Source organism: Nonomuraea sp. NPDC049129 (assembly GCF_040648495.1).
Classification (GTDB): Bacteria; Actinomycetota; Actinomycetes; order Streptosporangiales; family Streptosporangiaceae; genus Nonomuraea.
Genome location: NZ_JBEZDU010000006.1, coordinates 403,940 through 419,204, shown reverse-complemented (window position 1 = coordinate 419,204; position 15,265 = coordinate 403,940). Strand labels below are relative to the sequence as shown.

General features: G+C 68.4%; 17 protein-coding genes. 6 read left to right on the top strand and 11 right to left on the bottom strand.

The genetic code is table 11. The features are described from left to right. Positions 1 to 26 precede the first annotated feature (26 nt). On the bottom strand, positions 27 to 662 hold the full coding sequence (locus AB0B64_RS21515) for a lytic transglycosylase domain-containing protein (protein WP_357944042.1): 636 nt from the start codon (positions 660 to 662) through the stop codon (positions 27 to 29). Positions 663 to 1,015: 353 nt separating this feature from the next. Between AB0B64_RS21515 and AB0B64_RS21510 the strand changes: the two genes are divergently transcribed. The 3 genes from AB0B64_RS21510 to AB0B64_RS21500 are packed head-to-tail and all read left to right on the top strand — an operon-like array spanning position 1,016 to position 3,604. After that, the gene (locus tag AB0B64_RS21510) at positions 1,016 to 1,690 is read left to right on the top strand and encodes a response regulator transcription factor (protein WP_357944040.1); all 675 of its coding nucleotides are present in this window, start codon (positions 1,016 to 1,018) and stop codon (positions 1,688 to 1,690) included. Continuing rightward, positions 1,687 to 3,099 carry a HAMP domain-containing sensor histidine kinase gene (locus AB0B64_RS21505; protein ID WP_358179235.1) on the top strand — a complete coding sequence of 471 codons (1,413 nt, stop codon included), beginning with the start codon at positions 1,687 to 1,689 and terminating at the stop codon, positions 3,097 to 3,099. The genes AB0B64_RS21510 and AB0B64_RS21505 overlap by 4 nt, the downstream gene beginning before the upstream one ends. Beyond that, positions 3,092 to 3,604, top strand: a complete 513-nt coding sequence (locus AB0B64_RS21500) for a hypothetical protein (protein WP_357944036.1) — start codon at positions 3,092 to 3,094, stop codon at positions 3,602 to 3,604. Before AB0B64_RS21505 ends, AB0B64_RS21500 begins: the two co-directional genes overlap by 8 nt. A 15-nt stretch (positions 3,605 to 3,619) precedes the next feature. Here AB0B64_RS21500 and AB0B64_RS21495 read toward each other — a convergent pair whose 3' ends face one another. From AB0B64_RS21495 to AB0B64_RS21455, 9 genes are all read right to left on the bottom strand, one after another. Beyond that, on the bottom strand, positions 3,620 to 4,939 hold the full coding sequence (locus AB0B64_RS21495) for a PhoH family protein (protein ID WP_357944034.1): 1,320 nt from the start codon (positions 4,937 to 4,939) through the stop codon (positions 3,620 to 3,622). 207 nt (positions 4,940 to 5,146) lie between these two features. Then, positions 5,147 to 5,908, bottom strand: coding sequence for an isoprenyl transferase (locus AB0B64_RS21490; protein ID WP_214639665.1), 762 nt, complete (start codon positions 5,906 to 5,908; stop codon positions 5,147 to 5,149). Positions 5,909 to 5,990: 82 nt separating this feature from the next. After that, positions 5,991 to 6,506 carry a hypothetical protein gene (locus tag AB0B64_RS21485; RefSeq protein WP_357944032.1) on the bottom strand — a complete coding sequence of 172 codons (516 nt, stop codon included), beginning with the start codon at positions 6,504 to 6,506 and terminating at the stop codon, positions 5,991 to 5,993. Between the two features lie 19 nt (positions 6,507 to 6,525). Further along, positions 6,526 to 7,359 carry an amidohydrolase family protein gene (locus AB0B64_RS21480; RefSeq protein WP_358179233.1) on the bottom strand — a complete coding sequence of 278 codons (834 nt, stop codon included), beginning with the start codon at positions 7,357 to 7,359 and terminating at the stop codon, positions 6,526 to 6,528. 190 nt (positions 7,360 to 7,549) lie between these two features. Next, positions 7,550 to 9,343, bottom strand: a complete 1,794-nt coding sequence (locus AB0B64_RS21475; protein WP_357944028.1) for a phosphoenolpyruvate carboxykinase (GTP) — start codon at positions 9,341 to 9,343, stop codon at positions 7,550 to 7,552. A gap of 249 nt (positions 9,344 to 9,592) precedes the next feature. Further along, positions 9,593 to 10,114 (bottom strand): hypothetical protein, encoded by a 522-nt coding sequence (locus tag AB0B64_RS21470; RefSeq protein ID WP_357944027.1) that lies wholly within the window; start codon positions 10,112 to 10,114, stop codon positions 9,593 to 9,595. 69 nt (positions 10,115 to 10,183) lie between these two features. Then, positions 10,184 to 11,317 (bottom strand): C40 family peptidase, encoded by a 1,134-nt coding sequence (locus tag AB0B64_RS21465; protein WP_358179231.1) that lies wholly within the window; start codon positions 11,315 to 11,317, stop codon positions 10,184 to 10,186. A 134-nt stretch (positions 11,318 to 11,451) separates the two neighbouring features. After that, entirely contained in the window at positions 11,452 to 11,952 is a 501-nt protein-coding gene (gene greA / locus AB0B64_RS21460) for a transcription elongation factor GreA (protein ID WP_225296428.1), read from the bottom strand. A gap of 105 nt (positions 11,953 to 12,057) precedes the next feature. Further along, positions 12,058 to 12,480: a DUF4307 domain-containing protein gene (locus AB0B64_RS21455; RefSeq protein ID WP_357944023.1), complete on the bottom strand. Its 423-nt coding sequence runs from the start codon at positions 12,478 to 12,480 to the stop codon at positions 12,058 to 12,060. Between the two features lie 134 nt (positions 12,481 to 12,614). Here AB0B64_RS21455 and mca point away from each other — a divergent pair, with 134 nt between their 5' ends. The 3 genes from mca (at position 12,615) to AB0B64_RS21440 (ending at position 14,022) form a co-directional block, all read left to right on the top strand. Further along, positions 12,615 to 13,499 (top strand): mycothiol conjugate amidase Mca, encoded by an 885-nt coding sequence (gene mca, locus AB0B64_RS21450; RefSeq protein ID WP_357944021.1) that lies wholly within the window; start codon positions 12,615 to 12,617, stop codon positions 13,497 to 13,499. 64 nt (positions 13,500 to 13,563) lie between these two features. Beyond that, positions 13,564 to 13,728, top strand: coding sequence for a hypothetical protein (locus AB0B64_RS21445; RefSeq protein WP_357944019.1), 165 nt, complete (start codon positions 13,564 to 13,566; stop codon positions 13,726 to 13,728). Next, positions 13,729 to 14,022 (top strand): GNAT family N-acetyltransferase, encoded by a 294-nt coding sequence (locus AB0B64_RS21440; protein ID WP_357944017.1) that lies wholly within the window; start codon positions 13,729 to 13,731, stop codon positions 14,020 to 14,022. A 9-nt stretch (positions 14,023 to 14,031) separates the two neighbouring features. Here AB0B64_RS21440 and AB0B64_RS21435 read toward each other — a convergent pair whose 3' ends face one another. Continuing rightward, entirely contained in the window at positions 14,032 to 15,183 is a 1,152-nt protein-coding gene (locus AB0B64_RS21435) for a hypothetical protein (RefSeq protein ID WP_357944015.1), read from the bottom strand. Positions 15,184 to 15,265 lie beyond the last annotated feature (82 nt).

Genomic DNA, 15,265 nt, shown 5'->3' with positions numbered 1-15,265 from the left:
CCGATTGCAGAAGAAAAGATGGCTCGTTAATACCATCCGCTGGCCTGCGAGTGCCCCCAGGCGCCGCAGGGCGTGCCGTAGCGGCCCTTGATGTAGCCGAGACCCCACTTGATCTGCGTGGCCGCGTTGGTCTGCCAGTCGCCGCCCGCGCTGGCCATCTTGCTGCCGGGCAGGGACTGCGGGATGCCGTAGGCGCCGGAGTAGCGGTTCATGGCCCGCTCGTTCCAGCCGCTCTCCTTCTGCCAGAGCCGCTCCAGGCAGCCCCACTGGTCGGCGCCGAAGCCCGCCCCGGCCAACATCTGCTTGGCGACGGCCTTGTTACTGCCCGGCGAGGGGTTGCTGCCCGGCGGGAAGTCGGCGGGCGGGAACCCGTCGCCGCCCGGTGACTTCTTCTTGACCACGATCCAGTCGAGGTCGTCGGCCTTGCCGCCCTGGCGGCTCTCCTTGAGCTTGCGCGCCTGGTACGCCTTGACCCCCGCCTCCTTGAGCGCGTCGCTCTCGGGGTCGGGCGCGTAGAGGTCGCCGCTGGCGATCCGGCCGAAGTCCTCCGCCGAGATGGGCGTGGGCGGCGTGTTGGCGTTCTGGATCGCTCGGTAGGCGACGAAGGCACCGCCGCCACAGACGACCACGACGGACAACCCGATGACCACCACGCGCTTCACTGTCCGCGAGGACGAACGGGCCGGTCGACGTGCCGAGCGGGGGGTTTCCGGCGCGGGGCGCTCACTCAACTGCGGACCAGGGCTCACGACCCATGAGCTTGCCCTGTCATGGGGGGTGGTTCGCAACCGAAACGGGATATCCGATTGGCGCCACATTTACTAACGGGCTGGTTGGCGCACAGATTTACCAGCGGTGTGATTTTCGTCACATCATCCGGCCCGCCCTTCGGGCGCCCGTCACCGAAGGGAGGGCCGCTTCTAGCGTGCCTGGCGTTGTTTTGGGTCTTGTGCGCGCCATGTCACAGTTTCATGACAGAACGCAGATAGTCGCAGCTGGGAAGAATAATGTCCGCGTGGCTGGCATCCTCCTCGTCGAAGACGACCCCTCCGTCCGCACGGCTCTAGAGCTGGCGCTGACCAGGCAGGGGCACTCCGTCACCTCGTACGCGACCGGCGAGGAAGCCCTCGAGCACGTCAGGTCCCGCCGCCCCGAGATCGCGATCCTCGACGTCATGCTGCCCGGCATGGACGGGGTCGAGGTGTGCCGGCGCATCCGCCGGCTCGACCAGCTCCCGGTCATCCTGCTCACCGCGCGCGGCGACGACCTGGACGTGGTGGTCGGGCTGGAGGCCGGCGCCGACGACTACGTGGTCAAACCGGTCGAACCCCGGGTCCTGGACGCCCGCATCCGCGCCATCCTGCGCCGGGCCGAGTCCGCCGCCTCCGACCGGATCTCCTTCGGCGACCTCATGATCGACCGGGGCGCGCTGAAGGTCACGCTGGACAGCAAGGAGATCCACCTGACGCCGACCGAGCTGCGGCTGCTGCTGGAGCTCGTACGGCATCCCGGCCAGGTGCTCAACCGTCGCTACCTGCTGCGGGCCGTCTGGGACCACACGCACGTGGCCGACTCGCGCCTGGTCGACGCCTGCGTGCAGCGGGTACGCGCGAAGATCGAGCCGAGACCGGCGGAGCCGGTGTTCATCCACACCGTGCGCGGGTTCGGTTACCGGTTCAGCCCTCCGTGATCCCGCTGCCCACCGGGCTGCGCGCGCGCCTGGTCATCACGTTCACCCTGGTCGCCGTCACCGCCTCCTTCCTCGTCGCCACCATCGGTTTCGAGCTGGCCAAGTCGGCGCTCATCAAACGGGCCGAGGACACCTCCATCGACCTGGTGACCAGGGAACTGGGCCGCATCACCTTCCCGGTCGGCACGCTCCGGCAGGGCGAGGCCCCGCCCACCACCAAGAACCTGGAGAACGTCGCCCAGTCCCTCAACGGCCCCGGCCGCAGCGTCGTCGTCGAGTACAAGAACCTGGCCTACGCCGAAGGCCCGCTCAACATGAACGACGTGCCCAACGAGCTGTACGGCCGCGCCAAGCGGAACGTCGTCACCCAGCGCACCCTCATCCACGACGAGCTCTGGCTCATCGTCGGCGCCGAGGTCTACCGCAGCACCGACGCCGGACCCGAGGCCACCGGCCTGCGGGCCTTCGTGTTCTTCCCGCTGCGCGACGACGAGCGCCAGCTGTCCACGCTCAGGGGCAAGCTCACCCAGGGCGGCGCGGTCATCCTGATGATCGCCCTGGTCGTGGCCTTGCTGTCGGCCAGGCAGGTGCTGCTGCCCGTCAGGCGGCTCAGCGCCGCCGCGCAGGCGCTCGGTCAGGGCCGCCTGGACACGCGCCTGCCCGTACACGGTCAGGACGAGCTGGCCGAGCTCACCTCCAGGTTCAACGACGCGGCGGCGGCGCTGGAGCTCAGCGTGTCGGAGCTGCGCGCGCTGGAGGCGCTGTCGCGCCGCTTCGTCGCCGACGTCTCGCACGAGCTGCGCACCCCGCTCACCGCGATGACCGCCGTGGCCGACATGCTCTCCGAGGAGGCCGAGCGGCTGCCCAGCGAGCCCGCGGAGGCGGTACGCCTGGTGCTGCGGGAGATCGAGCGGCTGCGCGGCCTGGTCGAGCACCTCATCGAGATCAGCCGCTTCGACGCGGGCACGGCGACGCTCAACCTGGAACCGGTCAACGTGTGCGACGCCATCCACGACTGCCTGGAGGTACGCGGCTGGAGCGAGCAGGTGGAGGTGCACACCTCCCGCATCCTGACGGTCAATCTCGACCCGAGGAGGTTCGACGTCATCGTGGCCAACCTCGTCGGCAACGCGCTCAAGCACGGACTGCCGCCGGTGGTGGTCAACGCCAGGGCCACCAAGAACGGGCTGGAGGTCAAGGTACGCGACCACGGCAAGGGCATCCCGGCCGAGGCGATGCCCCATGTGTTCGACCGCTTCTTCAAGGCCGGCGCGGGGCGGGCGCGCAGCCAGGGCAGCGGTCTCGGTCTGGCCATCGCGCGGGCCAACGTACACCTGCACGGCGGCACCATCTCGGTGCGCCGGCAGGAGCCGGGCACGCTCTTCACGGTCTGGCTGCCTCATGGCTGACCGTCGGGCCCTCGTAGCCGCGCTCCTCGCTCTCTTCGCGGTGGCCGCCTGCGGCATCTCCCCCACGGACGTCGAGGAACGTGCCGCGCCGCCGGTCATCGAGGTGCCGCCGCCGTCGAAGACCATCTACCTGCTCAAGAACGGCAAGCTGACACTGGAGCCCGCCGACGTCGACTCCGACACGGTCAGCAGCCTGCTCACCGCCCTGTTCGACGCCTCCGGGATGCCGCTCGGCGACCGGGACACCGCCCTGCGCGGCTTCACCTTCGAGCGCATCGAGGACTCGCTGAACCCCATCCAGCGCGACGAGGTCCAGCTGCCGCGCACCTCGACGCTGACCGTCTTCATCAGGGGCGAGGGCACGCTGAGCAAACTGGCCAAGGCCCAGATCGTCTGTACGGCCCAGCAGGACGCCGCGTTCGAGCAGGTCAAGATCGTCCACCAGTACCCGGACGACCGCCCCTCCAAGACGGAGGGACGGTTCATCTGCGGCGACCTGAAGTGACCTACCTGAAGGGCCTTACAGGGTGATGTCCTCCAGCATCTCGGTCACCAGTGCGGCGATCGGCGAGCGCTCCGACCTGGTCAGCGTCACGTGCGCGAACAGCGGGTGGCCCTTCAGCTTCTCCACCACCGCCACGACGCCGTCGTGCCGGCCGACCCGCAGGTTGTCACGCTGGGCGATGTCGTGGGTGAGCACCACCCGGGAGTTGGCGCCGATCCTGCTCAGCACGGTCAGCAGCACCCCGCGCTCCAGCGACTGCGCCTCGTCCACGATCACGAACGCGTCGTGCAGCGACCGGCCGCGGATGTGCGTGAGCGGCAGCACCTCCAGCATGCCGCGGTCAAGCACCTCCTCGATCACCTCGGGAGAGCTGACCGCGCCCAGGGTGTCGAAGACCGCCTGGGCCCACGGGCCCATCTTCTCGCCCTCGGAGCCGGGCAGGTAGCCGAGTTCCTGGCCGCCGACGGCGTACAGGGGGCGGAAGACGACGACCTTGCGGTGCTGGCGGCGCTCCAGCACGGCCTCCAGGCCCGCGCAGAGTGCCAGCGCCGACTTGCCGGTGCCCGCGCGCCCGCCCAGCGAGACGATCCCGATCTCCGGGTCCATCAGCAGGTCGAGCGCGATGCGCTGCTCCGCGGAGCGGCCGTGCAGGCCGAACACCTCCCGGTCGCCACGCACCAGCCGCACCGACTTGTCCGGGAGCACGCGGCCGAGTGCCGAGCCCTTGGCCGACAGCATCCGCAGGCCCGTGTGCGTCGGCAGGTCTCTGGCCTCCTCCAGATCCGCCGTGCCGTGCTCGAAGAGCGTTCCCACATCCTCCGTGGTCACCTGGACCTCGGCCATCCCGGTCCAGCCCGACTCGACCACCAGCTCGGCGCGGTATTCCTCCGCGGACAAGCCGATCGAGGCGGCCTTGACCCTCATGGGCAGATCCTTGGAGACCAGCACGACATCGCAGCCCTCGGCGGCGAGCGAGCGCGCCACGGTCAGGATGCGGGTGTCATTGTCGCCAAGGCGGAACCCGACGGGCAAGATGGATGGATCACTGTGGTTGAGCTCAACCCTGATCGTGCCGTCTCCCGTGGGCATCGGCTCGTCCAGCCGGCCGTACTGAACTCGTAGATCGTCGAGGTAGCGCAAAGCTTTCCTCGCGAAATAGCCGAGTTCGGGGTGGTGTCGCTTGCCCTCCAGTTCGGTGATGACCACGATCGGGAGGACCACGTCGTGCTCAGCGAACCGGGTCATGGCCGCCGGGTCCGCTAGCAGGACCGAGGTGTCCAGCACGTACGTGCGCTTGGCCGGGTTGATCGAAGGGTTGCTCGAGGACACTGCCACACGTTCTCCCCCGGGCGCCCATCGAAACGGGCACCCTGCAGACGAGGTGGGAACCGGACCGGACCCGCGTCCCCGACCAAGACCTGTCGGCGGCGCCGGATTCCGGCCCCCCGCGGCAGGTGTTGGTGCAAAGGCGGGCCCTCTCCGGAGTGTCCGGCCTGTGACCGGACACTTATCACGTTACGTCCTGGATACCCAGTTGTCCCGTCAGGAACCGTAACGTCGGTGTCTCGCGGCGTAGTCGCGCAGCGCCCGCAGGAAGTCCACCCTGCGGAAGTCGGGCCAGTATGCCTCATGGAAGTAGAACTCTGAGTGAGCGCTCTGCCACAGCATGAAGCCCGACAGGCGTTGCTCGCCTGAGGTCCGGATGAGAAGATCCGGGTCGGGTTGGCCGCGAGTGTAGAGATGCTCCGCGATGTGCTCGACATCGAGTACCTCGACGAGGTCCTCGATGCTGGCACCCTTGCTGGCGTGCTCCTGGAGGAGTGAGCGCACCGCATCGGCAATCTCACGCCTTCCTCCATACCCAACTGCAACGTTCACAATCAGGCCGGGACGGTGCGATGTGACTTCTTTTGCGTTTTTGAGGACATTCGCCGTCCGGTCGGGGAGCAGATCCAGCGCGCCGACCGGGCTGATCCGCCAGCCCGCCTCCACCAGCTCCCGCGTCACGTCCTCGATGATGCGCAGGAGCGGCTCCAGCTCCTCGCTCGGCCGGTTGAGGTTGTCGTTGGACAGCATCCAGATGGTGACCACCTCGACGCCGGTCTCGCGGCACCAGGTGACCAGCTCGGCTATCTTGTCGGCACCCTTGCGGTGACCACTCGCGACATCACGCATGCCCATGGCCCGCGCCCAGCGCCGGTTGCCGTCGATGATGACCCCGACGTGCCGGGGGACGCTGTCCTTCGACAGCTTGGTCTCCAGCCGGTGCTCGTACAGCCGGTAGACCAGATCGCGCAGGCCCACGGAGTCCTCCCCATCGGTGCCGTGCCTATGGTCGAATGACCCAACAGGCAATTATCACCGCGTTTCACCCCCGCCTGCCCCCTCAACCGGAATCCCGGCCGCCCAGGCAGTCCTCCGCCTCGTCGACCAGACCGTGTACGAACGCGGCCAACTCGGACGATGTCAGGACCGCCCGCATCCCCACGCCGCTGGAGCCCCAGGCTTCGACGTAGGCCCTGCGGGTCACCCGCCACTCGCCCTGGGCGGGTAGCCAGATGGGGATGGTCCTGAGCTGGCAGCGTAGCTCCCCGCCGTTCACCGCGCCGGACCTCGCGCGATATCGGAACGAGAACAGCTCGCTCCCGCCTTCGTCGCCGGGGAACCTGTCATCAGGATCCGGCCATTTGCCCGCTTCGCCCTGCTCCTGCTCCTCGCGTGCCCGGCTGACGCCGCGCGCCAGCCGTTCCAGCAGCCAGCCGCAGCGCTCGCCGACGATCCCGTACGGCGCGCCGTCGCGGCGGAGTTCCAGGGTGATCTCGTACGGCATGCCGACGCTGTCCGTGCACGCGACGGGCGTGACGGTCAGGTATGAGCCGTCAACACAGCGGAGTCCTCCCATGTCAAGAGGGTATCCCCCGTCAAACCCCGGCAAACCCGTAGAAATACCCAGCTGTGCCACCGAATACCTGGTCGCGATCTGTGCCGCCGAGCAGGGCCGTGGCCACCTCCCAGACCGTCCGGTAGTCGGCCGCCAGCAGGGCCACAGGCCAGTCGCTGCCGTACATCAGCCGCTCGGGCCCGAACGCCCCCACCGCGTGCTCCACGTACGGCCTGAGGTCCTCCACGGTCCACTCCTGGTGATCCGCCTCGGTGACCAATCCCGAGACCTTGGCGTACACGTTGGGGCACGCGGCGGCCCGGGTGAGCTGGGCGGCCCACGGCTCCCACTCGTGGTCCTTGATCCGCGGCTTGGACAGGTGGTCGATGACGATCTTCAGGTTCGGATGCCGCTCGGCGAGGGTGACGACGTGGTCGAGGTGGCGCGGCAGCAACGACGGCACATCGAGGGTCAGACCGGCCTCGGCCAGCAGCCCCAGCGACTCCAGGACGCGGTCTTGGACCACCCAGTCGGGGTCGGGCTCGTCGTGGATGAGGTGGCGGACACCGGCAAACTTCGGATGTCTCCCGTAGCGGTCGATGGCCGCCGCGGCCTCCTCCGGGCGCTCCAGCGGCACCCAGCCGACGACCGCGGCGATGAAGTCGTGCGCCTCGGCCTGGGCCAGCATGGCGTCGGTGTCCTCGTAGCAGTCGGCCGCCTGCACCAGGACCGTGGCTTCTATGCCGGTGGCGGCGAGCTCCGGCTGGAGGTCCTCGGGGGCGTAGGTGCGGTGCAGGGGGCCTAGGTCGGGGGTCAGCCAGGTGTACCAGCCGGTCTCGACATTCCAGAAATGCTGGTGCGCATCCACTATCACCCGGCAAACCTAGGATGTCTGGATATATCAGATCAAGAGGCAGCAGCCATGCGGTCGCCCGGCCTGACGCGCGACTGAGCGCGCCGCCCGGCCGGACGCGCGACCGCGCCGGCCGTCTTCGTGACGGCCGGCGCGGTCGGTGCCGATTGGTTCCGGTGGCTGCCGGTTGGCGCAGATCGGTTCCGGTGGGTCAGCTCAGCCGGTCGAGGAGGGCGTTGTACTCCTCCCACAGCTCCTTGGGCAGGTGCGAGCCGAACTTGTCGAAGTGGGCCGGGATCAGCGCCGCCTCCTCCCGCCACACCTCGCGGTCGACCGTGAGCAGCGTACGCAGGTCCTCTTCCGCCAGGTCCAGGCCCTCGACGTCGAGCGCGTCCGGCAGCAGGCCGATCGGGCTGGACACGGCCTCGGCCTCGCCGTTGAGCCGGTCCACGATCCACTTGAGCACGCGGCTGTTCTCGCCGAAGCCGGGCCAGATGAACTTGCCGTCGGCGTTCTTGCGGAACCAGTTCACGTAGTAGATGCGCGGCAGCCTGGCGTTCTTGCGGCGGCCGATCTCCAGCCAGTGGGCGAAGTAGTCGCCCATGTTGTAGCCGCAGAACGGCAGCATCGCGAACGGGTCGTGACGCAGCTCACCGACCTTGCCCTCGGCGGCGGCGGTCTTCTCGGAGGCGACGTTGGCTCCGAGGAAGACGCCGTGCTCCCAGCTCAGCGACTCGGTGACCAGCGGCACCGCGGTGGCGCGGCGGCCGCCGAACAGGATCGCCGAAATGGGCACGCCCTTGGGGTCCTGCCATTCGGGGGCGATGGTCGGGCACTGCGCGGCGGGGGTGGTGAAGCGCGCGTTCGGATGGGCGGCGGGCTCGTCGGACTCCGGCGTCCAGGAGCGGCCCTTCCAGTCGGTCAGGTGCGCGGGCGGCTCGGCGGTGAGCCCCTCCCACCACACGTCCCCGTCGTCGGTCAGCGCGACGTTGGTGAAGATGCTGTTGCCCCAGAGCGTCTTGACCGCGTTGGCGTTGGTGACCTCGCCGGTGCCGGGCGCGACGCCGAAGAAGCCGGCCTCGGGGTTGATGGCGTAGAGGCGGCCGTCGTCGCCGAACCGCATCCAGGCGATGTCGTCACCGACCGTCTCGACCTTCCAGCCGGGGATCGTCGGCTGGAGCATGGCGAGGTTGGTCTTGCCGCAGGCGCTCGGGAACGCGGCCGCGATGTAGCGGGTCTCGCCCGAGGGCGGGGTCAGCTTGAGGATGAGCATGTGCTCGGCCAGCCAGCCCTCGTCGCGGGCCATGACGCTGGCGATGCGCAGGGCGTAGCACTTCTTGCCGAGCAGCGCGTTGCCGCCATAGCCGGAGCCGTAGGACCAGATCTCGCGGCTCTCCGGGAAGTGGCTGATGTACTTGGTCGAGCTGCACGGCCACGGCACGTCCTCCTGGCCGTCGGCCAGCGGCGCGCCGACGGAGTGGACGGCCTTGACGAACTCGCCGCGTTCCTCGATCAGGCGCAGCGCCCGCTCCCCCATGCGGGTCATGACCCGCATGGAGACGGCCACGTACGGCGAGTCGGTGATCTCGACGCCGAGCTGGGAGATCTCCCCGCCCAGCGGGCCCATGCAGAACGGCACGACGTACATGGTCCGGCCGCGCATGCTGCCGGCGAACAGCTTGTCGAACGTCCGGCGCATCTCGGCGGGCGCGACCCAGTTGTTCGTCGGCCCGGCGTCCTCCTCGCGCTCGGAGCAGATGAACGTGCGGTCCTCGACCCGGGCCACGTCGGTCGGGTCGGACTTGGCGTAGAAACTGTTGGGCCGCTTGGCCAGGCGCGTGAACGTGCCCTGCTCGACGAGCAGGTTGGTCAGGCGCGTCCACTCCTCCTCCGAGCCATCGCACCACTCGATCCGGTCGGGCTGGGTCAATGCGGCGATCTGGTTCACCCAGGCGACCAATTCGGCATTGCTCGTCGGGGCGGGTACTTCCACGGAAACGGACACGGCGGCGGCTCCTCCACTCTTCAGGGCCCAAACATCATTCACGACGACGGCGCGAAAAAGCCAATTGGCATAGACCTATGCCTGGATCCGGCCGTCGCCGCAGGCTGCGGCCTCGATGATTGGGGGAGCCTACCCCGAAGAAGCGGTTTCAAAAGAAAGCGACTCGCTCACTGCCGGCGAATGGAGTTGGTCTAAACCAATTTCGCAAGAGGTTTAGTCCATTCGCCGGAGAGTTTCTCCTGCGTACTCTCAGGAATTGACGTCCGGCCCGGCGGAGCGAACTCGGTCGACGTGTTGCAGCGCGTCTCGCAGTTCGGACAGCCAGGTGTCGGTGTTCTTTCCGACCAGTCGTACGCACCAGGCCAGCGCGTCACTGCGGCTGCGGGCCACACCCGCGGCGACGAGCGTGTCGAGCACCTGGCGTTCCTGCTGTCGCAGGCGTGTCATGACGGGCACCGAAAGAGTGGTGAACATCACAGTGGTGTCGCCGCAGACGACGCCCCAGGACACCTTCTGCCGGAACCGCCGCTCGGCCTCCTTGGCGATCTCGATGCGGCGCTCGCGCGTCTCTTCCCTGAACCGTCCGATGAGCCCCTCGATCAGGGCCGCCCGCTCGGCGTCCGATCCCTCGGAGCTGGGCTCCGGCAGTGTGCCGAGCACCGCGATCTCCTCGCGGTCCCGGACGATCTCCGGCGCCTCGGTGAACCATTCCTCGGGCAACCGCCCGGTGAACCAGCCCTTGATCTGGGCCGCTGCTTCGTCACTTGCCATGTAATTAGAATTACACGGTTGCGGGGAAAAAGCACGTACGGAAGGGCTGTCTATTGATGAATGAAGCCGTCAGCGAACGCGGGCCGCGAGCGTCGGGCTGACCCTGACGATCCCGGCCAGGTTCCGGGTGCTCATCGGGGCGATCTTGACCACGTCGCCGGTGCGCGGGGCCACCACCATCTTGCCGTCGCCCCAGTAGATCGCCACGTGCGAGATGTAGCCGGGATTGGTCGGGTCCAGGCGCCAGAAGATCAGGTCACCTGGCTGGATCTGGGCGAGGGGCACCTGCGGCCCGGCCATCCATTGCTGGTGCGTCACCCGCGGCATGCGCACGCCCGCCTGCGCGAAGGCCCACTGGACCAGGCCCGAGCAGTCGAACGTGTCAGGGCCTTCCGCGCCCCACACGTACGGCCTGCCCAGCTTGGTGGCGGCGGCCCTGAGCGCGACGGTGATCTGCTCGCCGCTCATGAACGAGCCGGCCGCCCAGGTACGGGCCTTGGCCTGCGCGGGGGGCAGCACCGGGTTGACCATGGCCGTCTGTGTGCCCTTGGGCAGCACCTTGAGCAGGGCCTTGCGCAGCTTGTCGGAGTTGGCCTTGGGCGCGCTCACGATCAGCGCGTTGTCGCGTGGCAGGCCGAGCGTGCGTCCGACCTCGCGGGAGACGACGGCGTCGACCGCCCCGAAGCCGGTCGTGGCGTAGGCCCCGATGCGCAGCGGCCCGGCGGGCCCGCGCACCCGGCTGTGCAGACTGAGGCCCCCGTCGCTGCCGAGCACGAACGAGACCGCCACGTCACCGGCCGCCACGTTGTTCCACAGCGCGTCGGAGGCCGCCGTGACCTTGGGCGTGTAGGCGCGGAAGGTGGAGGGATCGACCGCGAGCGTCTGCACCCGCTTGTCGTCGAGCATGATCGAGGCCGCGTCGGCGAGTTCGAGCGCGGTCACCCCTCGCAGCCGCGCCACCTTGCGCAGCAGTTCGTTGGTCAGCGGCTTGCGGGTGACCACGAAGAGGTTGGGCTTGTGTAATTGGCCCAGCGGCTTCACCGGCTGCGCGGTCTTGCCGGCCTCGGCCGCCAGGGTCTGCTGGGGCGCGGGGCGGTACTGCGGTCGTACGGCGGCCGCGGGCAGCTGCCCGCCCACCTGCCGCTGGCCCACCTGCGCGAGCAGCAGCAGGTCGACGGTCAGCACCGCGACGAGCGAAACCACGATGAACGGGACCAGCTTGTGGTGGTCACGCCGTTTCCTGGAGCGGACCAGGAAGCTGAGATCCTGCCGGATACCGGAGGAACGCGAAAAATCCGCCGGACCGTCGTGGGCCCGGCGGGTTGTGTCTTCGGAAGTCAGTTGCCGATGTACGGAACGGCCTCGAGGATCTCGACGGTGTTCTGGCGACCGTTGGGCATGGAGTAGGTCGCCTTTTCGCCGATCTTTTTACCATTGATCGCCGCGCCAAGGGGCGATTTCGGCGAGTACACGTCGATCGGGGCGCCGCTCTCCTCACGGGACGCCAGCAGGAAGGTCACCTCATCGTCGTCACGGACGAACCGGATCGTCACGGTCATGCCGGGGCCGACGACCCCTTCGGTCTTCGGTGCCTCTCCCACCTGGGCGTTGTCGATGATCTGCCGGAGGTGGAAGATGCGGGCCTCCATCTTGCCCTGCTCATCCTTGGCCGCGTGATAGCCGCCGTTCTCCTTCAGGTCACCTTCCTCACGGGCGGCCTCGATCTTCTTGGCGATGTCGACGCGCCCTGGGCCCGAGAGGTATTCGTACTCCGCCTTGAGACGGTCGTACGCCTCCTGCGTCAGCCATGTGACGTTCTCATCGCGAGAGTCGGCCACGGGTTCTCCTTGCTTGCCTAGGGGGCCCTGAGATCACTAGAGGTTGCGTGCGGTTGAATTGCGAAAGGCTAACAACTCAACAGCTCGTACGCTTCCTCAAACGTCTCATTCTACGAGATTGCAGTACTGGATGTGGACGGACGTGGCCTGGGCACTCGTGTCCAGGCGCTCCTTGAGCTGCTTAGTACCCCCACCAGCCGGAATTCTTACTTCCCTGCTGCCCACTTCTGCGTGGTTGACATCTGTGGCCCTGATACGACATACGGCGACCCGGTCGGCCGGCTTGCTCACCTCGAAGGTGATCTCGGCCTCGTCCGGGCGATTGGCCTGGAACGACACCACCTGGGGGATGGCCCCGGTGTTGCCGCCGGTCATCGACCACATCACGTAGCCCCAGCCACCTGCGATGATGGCCACCAGCACGCCGATGACGACGTGCACGACGAAGCGGCCCCGGCGCTCAGGACGATCGGGGAAGTCGTCGGGTGTGCCGAGAACTGGACGGCTCTCGACATCTTCGGTGGCCATGGCGGAATCTCCCTGCACTCCCTCAGCGTTATCCGAGACAATTGTTCCCTGCGGGGGTCACGCCCTCGCGACCGCCCAGCTGAACCTAACCTCTCTGGGCAAGTGATCGGTCCAACTGAGGAGACATCGAGCCCGTGAGTGCACCGTTGAGGCTGATGGCCGTCCACGCCCACCCCGACGACGAGTCGAGCAAGGGCGCCGCCACGATGGCGCGCTACGTCCGTGAAGGCGTTGACGTGCTGGTTTGTACGCTCACGGGCGGTGAGCGAGGCTCTGTGCTCAACCCCAAGATGGACCGGCCGGAGATCGTCGACAACATCGGCGAGGTCCGCAAAGCGGAAATGGCCCGCGCGCGGGAGATTCTTGGAGTTCAGCAGGAGTTCATGGGCTTCGTCGACTCCGGCCTGCCGGAGAACGAGGAGGAGGAGCTGCCCGAGGGCTGCTTCGCGGTGCAGAAGCTCGAAGACGCCTCCGCGCCTCTTGTGGCCGCCGTGCGCGCGTTCAGGCCGCATGTCATCGTCACCTACGACGACGACGGTGGCTACCCGCACCCCGACCACATCATGACCAACCGGGTCTCGGTGGAGGCGTTCGAGGCGGCCGGCGACCCCGACCGCTACCCGGGCACCGGCGACCCGTGGCAGCCGCTGAAGCTTTACTACCAAATGGGCTTCACCAAGGAGCGGTTCGAGGCGCTGCACGACGCGATGACCTCGCGCGGCATGGGCTCCCCCTACTCCGACTGGATCTCCCGCTGGGAGGACCGGCCCGCCAAGTGGCCGGTGACGACCCGGGTGCCCTGCGCCGACTACTTCGAGCTGCGCGACGAGGCGCTGCTCGCGCACGCCACCCAGGTGGACCCCGACGGCTTCTGGTTCGTCTGCCCGCGCGAGCTCCAGCAGGAGATCTGGCCGACCGAGGACTACCACCTGGCGCGCTCCCTGGTCGACACCGAGCTGCCGGAAGACGATCTGTTCGCCGGAATCCACGCCGACGAGGTCTCCGCCGCCTGCCACTGACCCGAATCCACGCCTGCCGCCTGCCACTGACCGGAGCATGACCCCCCGGTGGCAGACTGGAGGAGTGATAACTCTCGCAGCGGGTGATGTGAGTCCGGGCCTGCTCGGCTTCGTCGTCGTCGCCCTCATCGGGGTCGCCCTGTACGTCCTGATCAAATCGATGAACAAGCAGATGTCGAAGATCCAGGTGCCCCGGGCGGCCGACATCGACGACAAGAAGGCCGAATAGATGCCGGTCGAAATAGTCGACAACGTGGCGGAGAGCCGGTTCGAGATTCTCGTGGACGGCACGGTCGCCGGGTTCGCCGACTACCGTCTGCTGCCCACGAAGATCGTCTTCACGCACACCGAGGTGCTGCCCGAGCATGAGGGGCAGGGCCTGGCGGGCAAGCTGGTCGGGCACGCGCTCGACGCGAGCAGGGACACCGGCCTGCGGGTGGTGCCCCTCTGCCCGTACGTCGGCAAGTACATCGAGCGCCACCCCCAGTACAAGGACCTGGTCGACGGCTCAGCCGCTGAGTGACCAGGCGCGTCAGTCGCTAGGGGACCACGCGCGTTCGAGGGCCTTGGGCAGGCCCCACCAGCCCAGCGGGGTGAGCACGTCCTCGGTGTCGACGATGCCCAGATAGCCCCACAAGGTGACCACCGGCACGAACAGCCGCTCGGTCGCGTCGAGGTCGTCGGCGTCCTGGTCGTCGATGTCGATGTCCTCCGACTCGGCGATGAGCCGGGCCAGCCGCTCGGGCGAGGCGAGCACGCCAGGCCCCAGCCTGGTCAGGGCTGCCACCGCGGCCAGCCAGTCGGCGTGCTGGATGGCGCACAGGTTGGCCAGCACGGTGTCCTCGTGGCTGAGGTCGCCGTCGAGGTCCGCGAACTCCTCCAGGCTGTCGCCGGCCTCCGACAGGTCGGAGATGGGCCCGGCGATGCCGGCCGCCACCGACAGCCAGAGCTCGCCGTCGTCCTCGGGCATCGGCCGGTCGTCAAGCCCGGCGCAGGCCCGCAGCACGTTCGCCGGATAGCCGGGCAGGACCAGCAGCTCACGCAGCAGTGTCCCGGCCCGCCGCAGCTCGTCGGCGGGCAGCTCGGGCGGCTTGGGCAGCTCGCCGACGATCCGCCGCAGCTCGGCCAGCGCGAACGCCTCCTCCTCGTCCCAGGCGGCGAACAGCTCCTCGTCCTGCTCATCACTGACCGCGAACCCGGGCACCCGGCCGTCGGGCTGCGGCTCGCTCAGCCAGCGCTCCTGAAGCTCCTCGTACGTCCTGCGGGCCCCCGAGTCACCGGCGACCAGCGCGTCGGGATCGATCTCCCCCGCGCTGACGCGTTCCTCCAGATACCGCACGAGCAGCGAGAACATCTCCTCGGCCACCGGCCCGCGCTCGTCCTCCTCCGGCCAGACGAAGTAGCCGGGCGTCATCAGCATGGGCTCGGTGCCGGTCGACTCGACCCAGCGCTGCACGTCGCCGACCGTGGCGACACCCGACTCGATCGCGCCCAGTGTCGCCCTGGCCGACTCCCAGAACGCCAGGGAGAGCGGGTTGCCCGCGGCCATCAACGCGCGCCGCAGGTCGGGCAGCGCCACCAGCGCCACCCCGGAGGGCACGGCGAGCAAGGCGCGGGCCACGTCCCTGCGGGTGAGGGCGGCGGCGGGGCGGCCGGCATGCGTGCACACGAAGTCCAGATCCACGCTCCGTAACTTACGCCCACACCATCCCCACCACACGCGTGTACGCGTGACCGATCTCCGTCGGCCTGTGCCGGCTGTTGAT

What these genes read in the sequence shown, in the direction of transcription:
- AB0B64_RS21500 (WP_357944036.1), top strand. Translation starts at nt 3,092, where the DNA reads ATGGCTGACCGTCGGGCCCTCGTAGCCGCGCTCCTCGCTCTCTTCGCG.
- AB0B64_RS21485 (WP_357944032.1), bottom strand. Translation starts at nt 6,506, where the DNA reads ATGGGAGGACTCCGCTGTGTTGACGGCTCATACCTGACCGTCACGCCC.
- AB0B64_RS21470 (WP_357944027.1), bottom strand. Translation starts at nt 10,114, where the DNA reads ATGGCAAGTGACGAAGCAGCGGCCCAGATCAAGGGCTGGTTCACCGGG.
- AB0B64_RS21455 (WP_357944023.1), bottom strand. Translation starts at nt 12,480, where the DNA reads ATGGCCACCGAAGATGTCGAGAGCCGTCCAGTTCTCGGCACACCCGAC.
- AB0B64_RS21440 (WP_357944017.1), top strand. Translation starts at nt 13,729, where the DNA reads ATGCCGGTCGAAATAGTCGACAACGTGGCGGAGAGCCGGTTCGAGATT.